Raw genomic sequence first — 10,176 nt, forward strand, 5'->3', positions numbered from 1 at the left:
GATTCCGGCGTGGGCGCCAAGCTACATGGCGATCGTCGAGATCCAGGCTCGTACGGCGGCCCACGCCGGCTCTCGACACCTACGCTGACAGATTTTCATCAGATAAGGCTCGGTCGCCGCATCCATGCGGCTCACGCCCCCAGCCAACCCACCCGCCCGGCCACGGACAGTTTCCGTGTGCGTCCACCCACGTAGAAAAAAAGAAAAGCAAAAGCGGGTCGCGCGCTTCGCGCACCCCTTCTTTCTTCAACCGACACCACACACTGCTCTTGCGTTTGCCATCCGCTCTACCTCATGAACCTGTCGAGGCCGGGGCGGTGCGGGTTGGCAGGGGTGTCAGCCGCATGGATGCGGCTGCCAAGCCTCCACGGACGGATTCACGGCGTCCCCTGCCAGCCCGCACCGCCCCGGCCCACCCACAGCATCACAAGGCGCCAGCGCTTTGGCTTTGGCCGCTGCTGTTGCTGTTGCTGTGCGCCTCTGCCTGCCGCAGGCATCGGCCCTCCCACCACCCGCACCCGATACAATGGCCGTCTGCCGTACCCCGGCATCCCGTCCCCGAGCCAAAGAGTTGCCCATGTCCATCGTCCGCATGACCGACCTCGACCTCTCCGGCAAGCGCGTGCTGATCCGCCAGGATCTGAACGTGCCGATCGAGAATGGCCGCATCACTTCCGAACAGCGCATCACCGCTTCGCTGCCGACGCTCAAGCGCGCGCTGGAGCAGGGCGCGGCGGTGATGGTCACCTCGCACCTGGGGCGCCCGAAGGAAGGTGTGTGGAGCGAAGCCGATTCGCTGGCGCCGGTGGCCCAGCGCCTGTCCGAGCTGCTCGGTCGCGAGGTTCCGCTGGTGCGCGACTGGGTCGACGGTGTAGAGGTCCAGCCGGGCCAGCTGGTGCTGCTGGAAAACTGCCGCATGAACGTCGGCGAGGGCAAGGACGATGAAGCCCTGTCGAAAAAGTACGCCGCCCTGTGCGATGTGTTCGTGATGGACGCCTTCGGCACCGCGCACCGTGCGCAGGCCTCCACACACGGTGTCATCCGCTTCGCCCCGGTTGCTGCCGGTGGCCCGCTGCTGATGGCCGAACTGGACGCGCTGGCGCAGGCGCTGGATGCGCCGGCCAAGCCGCTGCTGGCCATCGTCGCCGGCAGCAAGGTCAGCACCAAGCTGGAACTGCTGGCCAACCTGGTCGGCAAGGTCGACCAGCTGATCGTCGGTGGTGGCATCGCCAACACCTTCATCGCTGCCGCCGGCTACAACGTCGGCAAGTCGCTGTACGAGCCGGACCTGCTGGACACCGCGAAGAAGATCGTGGCCGATGCCAAGGCGCGCGGCGCCGACATCCCGCTGCCGGTGGACGTGGTGACCGCCAAGCAGTTCATGCCCGACGCGGTCGCCGAGGTGAAGGCGGTCGACGCCGTTGCCGAAGATGATCTGATCCTGGACATCGGCCCGCAGACCGCGGCGCAGTACGCGCAGCTGATCGAGAAGGCTGGCACCGTGGTCTGGAACGGCCCGGTCGGTGTGTTCGAGTTCGAAGCCTTCAGCAAGGGCACCGAAGCGCTGGCCCGCGCCATCGCCAGCTCCAAGGCGTTCTCCATCGCCGGTGGCGGCGACACCCTGGCGGCGGTCGACAAGTTCGATATCGCCCAGCAGGTCAGCTACATCTCCACCGGCGGCGGCGCGTTCCTGGAGTTCCTGGAGGGCAAGACCCTGCCGGCGGTGGCCGCACTCGACGCGCGCGGCGCATGAGTGCCGGGCACGGCAAGGATGTCCTGTTCTTCGACCTGGACGGCACGCTGATCGACTCGCAGGTGGGCATCACCGCCTGCATCGCCTATGCGCTGCAGAAGATGGACCATCCGGTGCCGCCGCAGGAGACGCTGCTGGGCTGGATCGGTCCTTCGCTGCGTACCACCTTCACGCCACTGTTCGTCGAACCAGCGCGGGTGGAGCAGGCGGTGGGCTATTACCGCGAGCGCTTCGATGCCGAAGGCTGGCGCGAACACACGGTGTACCCGCAGGTGGAAGACACCCTGCGCACGCTGCATGGCCGAGGCCACCGCCTGGCGGTGGTCACCGCCAAGAACGAGCCGCATGCGCGCCGCATCCTTGCGCACCTGCCGTTTGGCGGGCTGTTCGAGGAGATCGTCGGTTCGACCCTGGACGGCTCGCGCAGCCACAAGCCCGAGCTGGTCGGGGAGGCACTGCGCCGCCTGCAGCTGCAGCCCGCACAGTGCTGGATGATCGGCGACCGCCGCATGGACATCGAGGGCGCACGCCACCACGGCCTGCGCAGCGTGGGTGTGCTGTGGGGCTTTGGCGGTGAAGCCGAACTGACCGAAGCCGGTGCGGGCCAGCTGGCTCGCGAGCCGGCACAGCTGACGACGCTGTTGGCCTAGCCACCCCGCCTGGAGAGCTGGCCCCACGCTCGGCTGATTGCGGCCCACGGTGCAGCCGGGCATGGCCCGGCTCTACAGAACACCCTGCGCCAGCGTATGTCCGGGTGATGTCCGTTCCATGACCCGCGAAGTCAGGCAGCACAAGGCTGTAACCGTATACATGCGGCGTGAAGGATGTGCTAATTTCCGTTCTTTATCGGGAGAGGCCCATTCACCATGTTCGAGCGTCAGCGTCGCACCAAGATCCTTGCCACCCTCGGTCCGGCCACTGATCCGCCGGGCGTGCTGGAGGATCTGTTCCGCGCCGGCGTCAACGTGGTGCGCCTCAACTTCAGCCATGGTGACCCGTCCGGCCAGGCCAAGCGTGCCGCCGAAGTGCGTGCCGCCGCCGCCCGCGTCGGCGTGGAAGTGGGCATCCTGGCCGACCTGCCGGGCCCGAAGATCCGCATCGAGCGCTTCGCAGAAGGCAAGGTGCAGCTGAAGGCGGGCAACCGCTTCGACCTGATCGCCAGCACCAGCGCCGGCCCGGGTGATGCCACCCAGGTGGGTGTGAGCTACCTCGGCCTGCCGCAGGACGTGGGTCCGGGCGACGTCCTGCTGCTCGACGACGGCCTGATGCAGCTGCAGGTGGTGGAGGTGCAGGGCGAACGCATCATCAATACCGTACTGAACGACGGTGTGCTGTCCGACCGCAAGGGCCTGAACAAGCAGGGCGGCGGCCTCTCGCTGGGCGCGCTGACCGAGCGCGACAAGGAGCTGATCGGCATCGTCGCCAAGATCGGTGTCGACTTCATCGCCGTGTCGTTCTGCCGCAACGCGCAGGACATGAACGATGCGCGTGACATCGCCCGCTCGCATGGCTGTGATGCTGCACTGGTGTCGAAGATCGAGCGCACCGAGGCCATCGAGAACCTGGAAGAAATCGTCGAGGCCAGCGACGTGGTGATGGTCGCCCGTGGCGACCTTGGCGTGGAGATCGGCGATGCCGAACTGCCGGGCCTGCAGAAGAAGATCATCAAGGCCTCGCTGGCACAGAACAAGGTGGTGATCACCGCCACGCAGATGCTGCAGTCGATGGTGGAAAGCCCGATTCCGACCCGTGCCGAAGTGCTGGACGTGGCCAACTCGGTCATCGACGGCACCGATGCGGTGATGCTGTCGGCCGAGACCGCTGCAGGTGCCTGGCCGGTCAAGGCGGTCGAAGCAATGGCGCGCATCTGCCTGGGGGCCGAGCGCCAGTTCCAGACCGAGACCGACTTCAACGCTTCGCCGCGCAACCTCGAGCGTGCCGACCAGGCCATTGCCATGGCCACCATGTTCCTGTCCCAGCACGTGGGCGTGCGCGCGATCGTGGCAATGACCGAGTCCGGTGGCACCGCGCGTTACCTGTCGCGTTTCCGCGCCAAGGCGCCGGTGTTCGCGGTGACCCGCCATGACGGCGCGCGCCGGCAGATGGCGCTGATGCGCGATGTGTTCCCGATCAACTTCGACAGCCGCGGCCTGACCCCGCGCGAAGCCGCGCGCGGCAGCATCCGCCTGCTGGTGGAAGCCGAACTGCTGCAGGCCGGCGACCGCGTCGTGTTCACCAGCGGCGAGCACATGGAAACCCACGGTGCCACCAATACCCTGCGCCTGCTGGAAGTGGGTGAAGACGGCCGCGCCATTGGGCTGGGCGATCTGTAAACCCAGTCGGCCTCGGGTCGGAGCCGCTGCGCGGATCCGACCCGGGGTCAGATCCCCAAAGAGGCTCTGACCCCATGCCGCAGGACATCCCTTGTCCTGCGCGGACATTGGAATCGTTTCCATCCTGGCCTCGACACCGGGGCAACGGGCAGCGGGGCTATACTTACGTTTTTCCCGCACCCGCCACAGGAAATACATGAGCATCGAACAGCTGGCCGAAACCGCCCAGGCCATGGTCGCCCCGGGCAAGGGCATCATCGCGATCGACGAATCCACCGCTACCATCGCCAAGCGTTTCGCCGGCGTCGGTATCGAGAACACCGAGGAGAACCGTCGTGCCTACCGCGAGCTGCTGCTGACCACGCCGAAGCTCAACGAGCACATTTCCGGCGCCATCCTGTACGACGAAACCATCCGCCAGTCGACCAGGGACGGCGTGCCGTTCGCCAAGTACATGGCCGACCACGGCATGATTCCGGGCATCAAGGTGGACAAGGGTGCGCACCCGCTGGCCGGCTGCCCGGGCGAGCTGGTCACCGAAGGCCTGGACGGCCTGCGCGAGCGCCTGCAGGAGTACTACAAGCTGGGTGCGCGCTTCGCCAAGTGGCGTGCGGTCATCAACATCGGCGAGAGCATTCCGTCGGGCACCTGCATCGAGTCCAACGCCCATGCGCTGGCCCGTTATGCGGCCCTGTGCCAGGAATGCGGCCTGGTGCCGATGGTCGAGCCGGAAGTGATCATGGACGGCGACCACGACATCGAGACCTGCTACGAAGTCACCGAAGCCACCCTGCGTTCGCTGTTCGACGCGCTGTACCAGCAGAACGTACTGCTGGAAGGCACCATCCTGAAGGCGTCCATGGTCATCTCCGGCAAGAACTGCGATGAGCAGGCCGACGTCGAGGAAGTGGCCGAGTCGACCGTGATGTGCCTGAAGAGCACCGTGCCGGCCATCCTGCCGGGCGTGGTGTTCCTGTCCGGTGGCCAGAGCGACGAGCAGTCCACCGAGCACCTGAACGCGATGAACCAGCTGGGCAACCTGCCGTGGCCGCTGAGCTTCTCCTACGGCCGCGCCATGCAGCAGGCCGCGCTGAAGCTGTGGGCCAAGGACATGAAGGGCAACTACGCAGCCGCCCAGAAGACCGTGTACGAGCGTGCCAAGGACAACGGCCTGGCTGCGCTGGGCAAGTGGAACGGTTGATCCGTCCCATCGCTGGATGAACAAGGCAGCGCCGGCATCACGCCGGCGTTTGCTTTTGCGGGTATCTTTTCCGCCCCCGCGTGCCCGGCCGGTACGCGGGAACCACATGGAAGGCCAAGGAGAAACAACATGCGTTTGGCAGCAATCACACTGGCCGTAGCCACGGTCCTGGTCGCCGGCGGGTGCAACCGCATCGGCGGCGGCGCAGAGGCAGGCAAGGCCGCGTCGCTCGATTTCGACAAGCCGGTGTCCGGCGAGATCACCTCGCGCAGCGGCATCAACTTCAATGATGGCAGCCATCACCAGCTCTACCAGATCAAGCTGGAAGACAAGGACCTGGTCGGCCTGAAGCTCACTGGTGCCCTCAGCGGCTCGATCGCCGTGTTCAACAACGGCAGTCTTGTTTCCACCAGCAACACCGGTTACGAACGCGAAGGCGACGTCTCGCTGGCGTTCCGTGCCAATGGCGGCGGCACCTACCAGGTGGCGGTCAATGCCGATGGCCCGACCGCCTTTGGTCCGTATCGCCTGCGAGCCGAGAAGCTGAAACCTTACGACGGCAAGCCGTTGGCGGGCAGTGGCGAAATCGTGGACATGCTGGCCAGTGATTCGCAGGACTACACCCTGCAGGTGGACAAGGCCGGCCTGTACGAAATCCGCCTGGTGTCGGATGTCTTCGATCCGGTGCTGAAGCTGTCGGGCCAGGGCGTTGAAGCCGAAAACGACGATGGCAACGACAGCACCAACTCGCGGCTGACCCTGTCGCTGAAGCCGGGCAAGTACACCCTGACCGCGCGCGGCCTCGGCAGCGGTGTCAATGGCATGTTCACCCTGTCTGCCACCCGCATCGAACTGCCGGGGAATCTGGTCGAGCGCGATGGCACCGCCCTGCCGAAGTCGGGCAGCGTGTACACCATGCTGGACAACGAAGGCCGTCGCCGCTTCCTGCTGACCCTGGACCGGCCGGCCGACGTGCGCCTGGATGCGATTTCCAGCCAGGTCGATACCGTGCTGCGCGTGGTCGGTGGCGATGTCGAGCTGACCGACGACGACGGTGGCAACGGTACCAACTCGCGCCTGGAAGAGACTCTGCCGGCCGGTCATTACACCGTCGACGTGTCCAGCCTGAACAATGGCGCAGGCATGGTCGAGGTGCGCGTGCAGGTGGAAGGGGCCAGCGCCGATGGCGCTGCCGCCTCGGCTGCACGTGCCGCTGCCGACGCTGCAGCCGCCGTGGCCGATGACGCCGCTGCGGTGGAAGCTGCCAGTCGTTGAGCGTGATCCACGCCATGCGTGGATGACATCAATGGTGCAACTGAGAAGGCCGGGCAATGCCCGGCCTTTTCCTTTTCGCGCTGCATCGCGATTCAATGCGCGGCGGCAAAACCCGCGTCACCCAGGGGCGGCAGCATCGACCCGCGCGGTTCGCTGTCGGCGCTTTGCCCGGCGGCACTCAACGCCTGCTGGTAGGCCTTGGCCGTAGCGGTATTGAACGCCACCAGCACGATGCGCATCGGTTGCGCATGGCTGCGCTGCCAGGCCAGTGTTTCGGTCACTGCGATCTGCGCGGCCTGGTACAGCGGATAGCCGTATACGCCGCAGCTGATGGCTGGGAATGCGATCGACTGCACGCCCAGCGATTCGGCCAGCTGCAGCGACTTCCAGTAGCAGTTGGCGAGCAACGCCGGTTCATCGCGCTGGCCGTCGTGCCAGACCGGGCCCACCGTGTGCAGTACGTAGCGTGCAGGCAAAGCGTAAGCACTGGTGGCGCGCACTTCGCCGGTCGGGCAACGTACGCCCGGGCGCAGCTCCGGCAGCTGCTCGCATTCGGCCAGCAACGCGGGCCCGGCCGCACGATGGATCGCGCCGTCGACACCGCCACCACCGAGCAGCGTTTCATTGGCCGCGTTGACGATCGCATCCACCGCCAGGGTCGTGATGTCGCCCTGCCAAACTTCGATCTTCATGCGTCCGTCTCCTGCCTGTGAGGTGATCCGCGCAGCATCTGCGCCGGCTGTTCCCACGGTAGGGGACAGGGCATCGATACTGCGTCATGACCGTCTCACGCGCTGCGATCCGACGGCCTTCACGCACGATGGCGGGCGACGCCTTCATGCAGGCTGAAGCAGAAGGGGGTCGGAGCCCTTTCCCTGCGGAAAAGGGATCCGACCCTGGGCATGTAACAGGATGGGGTCAGATCCTTTTCCGGATGGAAGAGGCTCTGAGCCGGGTGTCACGGCAGGCCGGCCAGCCAGTCGTCGTCGGAACCCTCGTTCACGTCGGCAAACAGCGGCGTGGAGAAGTAGCGTTCACCGGTGTCCGGCAGCATCGCCAGAATCACTGAGCCAGGTTCGGCATGTGCGGCCACGTCCAGTGCGCTGGCCACGGTAGCGCCGGCGGAGATGCCGACGAAGATGCCTTCCTCGGCGGCCAGTCGGCGCGCGGTGGCGATCGCGCGGTCATCTTCCACTGTCAGCAGTTCATCCACCACATCACGGTTGAGCACGTCGGGCACGAAGTCCGGGGTCCAGCCCTGGATCTTGTGCGGCTTCCAGTCATCGCCCTTCAGCAGTGCGGCGCCGGCTGGCTCGGTGGCGATGATGCGGGTCTGCGGACGCGCGACCTTCAGCACTTCGCCCACGCCGGTGAGCGTACCGCCCGTGCCCCAGCCGCTGACGAAGTAGTCCAGCCGCTTGCCGGCGAAGTCGCGCAGGATCTCGGCGGCGGTGGTGTTGCGGTGATACGCCGGATTGGCCGGGTTGGCGAACTGGCTGGCCAGGAACCAGCCGTGCTGCTCGGCCAGTTCGCGCGCCTTGCGCACCATGCCGCTGCCGCGTTCGGCGGCCGGGGTCAGGATCACCTTGGCGCCATAGGCGCGCATCAGCTTGCGGCGCTCCACCGAGAAGGTCTCGACCATGGTCGCCACGAACTTGTAGCCGCGCGCGGCGGCGACCATCGCCAGCGCCACGCCGGTGTTGCCAGAAGTGGCTTCGACGATGGTGTCGCCCGGCTTGAGCAGGCCACGCGCTTCGGCGTCGAGGATGATCGCCAGCGCCAGCCGGTCCTTGACCGAGCCGCCCGGGTTGAACGACTCGACCTTGGCGTAGACGCTGACCTGCGGCGGCGCCAGGCGCTGCAGCTTGACGATGGGGGTGTTGCCGACGGTATCGAGGATGGAGTCGTACAGGGCCATGGAAGCGCTCCGGAAACAGGGCCGCGCCGGACGCCGGCGGGCAAAAGGGGAGGGCTGGCTGTTCAGGCCAGCGGCTGCCGGCTGACCGTAGCGCCGGCATATGACGCCCGGAAATGACCAGATACCTTTCTTAAACAACCTTTGGTTATAAGCTGGTGACGGCAATTGACCCTAGAGTGGACCTCCGCCCCACGCCGCCCGCCTCCCATGACGCTGACCCAGCTGCGCTACCTGGTCGCCATCGCCGACGCCGAGCTGAACATCACGCTGGCCGCCTCGCGCGTGCACGCCACCCAGCCCGGCCTGTCCAAGCAGCTCAAGCAGCTGGAAGACGAGCTCGGCTTCCTGTTGTTCGTGCGCAAGGGCCGCAGCCTGGAGTCGGTCACCCCGGCCGGTACCGAGGTCATCGCCCGCGCCCGCGCGGTGCTGGCCGAGGCCAACAACATCCGCACCTACGCGGCCAACCAGCGCCGCGAGAGCCAGGGCCAGCTGATCCTGACCACCACCCACACGCAGGCGCGCTTCGTGCTGCCGCCGGCGGTGGCAGCGATCAAGCAGGCCTATCCCCAGGTGAGCGTGCACCTGCAGCAGGCCGGTGAAACCGACGCGCTGGACCGCTTGAACCAGGGTGACGCGGATATCGCGATCATCAGCACCGCCGGCAGTGAGCCCACCGATGGCATCGCGGTGCCGCTGTTCCGCTGGCGACGCCTGGTGGTGGTACCCAAGGGGCACCCGCTGGACCGCGCCGGCCGCGCACCGGACCTGGCCGCGTTGGCCCGGCAGCCGCTGATCAGCTACGAATCCTCGACCCGCCCGAATTCCTCGTTGCAGCGCGCCTTCGCTGCAAACGGCCTGGCGCCGGACCTGGCGCTGACCGCGCTCGATGCGGACCTGATCAAGACCTATGTGCGTACCGGGCTGGGCGTGGGCCTGCTGGCCGAGATGGCGGTCAGTTCCAACGACGAAGACCTGCGCTCGTGGCCGGCGCCGGACCCGATCAGCGAGTGCATTGCCTGGGCGGTGTTGCCGCGCGACCGGGTGCTGCGCGATTACGCGCTGGAGCTGGTGCACGTGCTGGCACCGCAGATTGATCCGCGCGATCTGCGCAGGGTGCTGGATGGCAACCAGGCCGCCGCGTGGCCGGTGCCCCCGACGTGGGAGTCACTGACCCAGACCATCACGGTGTGAGGGGGGGGCGAGCAGGGCTTGCAGCCCTGCACCTGCTGCGGACAAAGGCAACAGCAACAGCAGAAGCGGCATTCCGTGGGTTGGCGGGGCGGTGTCGGAGTGCGGGGACGCTGCAAGTACGTCCCTGTAAGCTTGGCAGCCGCATCCATGCGGCTGACACCCCGCACTCCGACACCGCCCCACCTCTGACAGATCCCGATGGCTGCTGGTAGGTGTCGACCTTGGTCGACACGATAGGTCCACGCCATGCGTGGATGCTTTTCGATTCCAGTTCGAAATATTCGATTCCGATGGAGATTCATCCACGCATGGCGTGGATCTTATCTCTTGCCAATCTGGCACCTTGGGTGCCGAGAGCCCGGCCTGGGCGACCGTGTGGATCCAGGTCTTGCGACCGAGAAGTAGCTTGGGTCCCCACGCCGGATTCTCCCTGAACCGCCCGAACAGTTGGTTGAGTTGGCGCTCGAACTGATAAGACTGGGCAAGCGGGGAGAGCTCTCGACCC

At 66.4% G+C, this 10,176-nt stretch carries 8 protein-coding genes; 6 read left to right on the top strand and 2 right to left on the bottom strand.

The features are described from left to right. The first annotated feature begins 577 nt into the window (after positions 1–577). The 5 genes from AC5P7E_RS20975 to AC5P7E_RS20995 all read left to right on the top strand — a co-directional run bounded on the left by AC5P7E_RS20975 (position 578) and on the right by AC5P7E_RS20995 (position 6,562). Positions 578–1,753, top strand: coding sequence for a phosphoglycerate kinase (locus tag AC5P7E_RS20975; protein WP_005410835.1), 1,176 nt, complete (start codon positions 578–580; stop codon positions 1,751–1,753). Beyond that, positions 1,750–2,403, top strand: a complete 654-nt coding sequence (locus AC5P7E_RS20980; RefSeq protein ID WP_005410834.1) for an HAD hydrolase-like protein — start codon at positions 1,750–1,752, stop codon at positions 2,401–2,403. The genes AC5P7E_RS20975 and AC5P7E_RS20980 overlap by 4 nt, the downstream gene beginning before the upstream one ends. Before the next feature lie 216 nt (positions 2,404–2,619). After that, entirely contained in the window at positions 2,620–4,086 is a 1,467-nt protein-coding gene (gene pyk, locus AC5P7E_RS20985) for a pyruvate kinase (protein ID WP_005410833.1), read from the top strand. Positions 4,087–4,282: 196 nt separating this feature from the next. After that, positions 4,283–5,287 (top strand): class I fructose-bisphosphate aldolase, encoded by a 1,005-nt coding sequence (locus AC5P7E_RS20990; RefSeq protein WP_005410832.1) that lies wholly within the window; start codon positions 4,283–4,285, stop codon positions 5,285–5,287. A 129-nt stretch (positions 5,288–5,416) separates the two neighbouring features. Then, positions 5,417–6,562, top strand: a complete 1,146-nt coding sequence (locus tag AC5P7E_RS20995) for a hypothetical protein (protein ID WP_005410831.1) — start codon at positions 5,417–5,419, stop codon at positions 6,560–6,562. Positions 6,563–6,654: 92 nt separating this feature from the next. Here the strand turns inward: AC5P7E_RS20995 and AC5P7E_RS21000 are convergent, their stop codons facing one another. Then, positions 6,655–7,254, bottom strand: coding sequence for an O-acetyl-ADP-ribose deacetylase (locus AC5P7E_RS21000; protein ID WP_005410830.1), 600 nt, complete (start codon positions 7,252–7,254; stop codon positions 6,655–6,657). A 266-nt stretch (positions 7,255–7,520) separates the two neighbouring features. Further along, entirely contained in the window at positions 7,521–8,480 is a 960-nt protein-coding gene (gene cysK / locus AC5P7E_RS21005; RefSeq protein WP_111193396.1) for a cysteine synthase A, read from the bottom strand. A 207-nt stretch (positions 8,481–8,687) separates the two neighbouring features. On the opposite strand from cysK, the gene AC5P7E_RS21010 reads away from it, so the two are divergent. Beyond that, positions 8,688–9,671 (top strand): LysR family transcriptional regulator, encoded by a 984-nt coding sequence (locus AC5P7E_RS21010; RefSeq protein ID WP_024958695.1) that lies wholly within the window; start codon positions 8,688–8,690, stop codon positions 9,669–9,671. Positions 9,672–10,176: the final 505 nt, after the last annotated feature.

It is taken from the genome of Stenotrophomonas sp. YJH_SMC_25 (genome assembly GCF_059369595.1).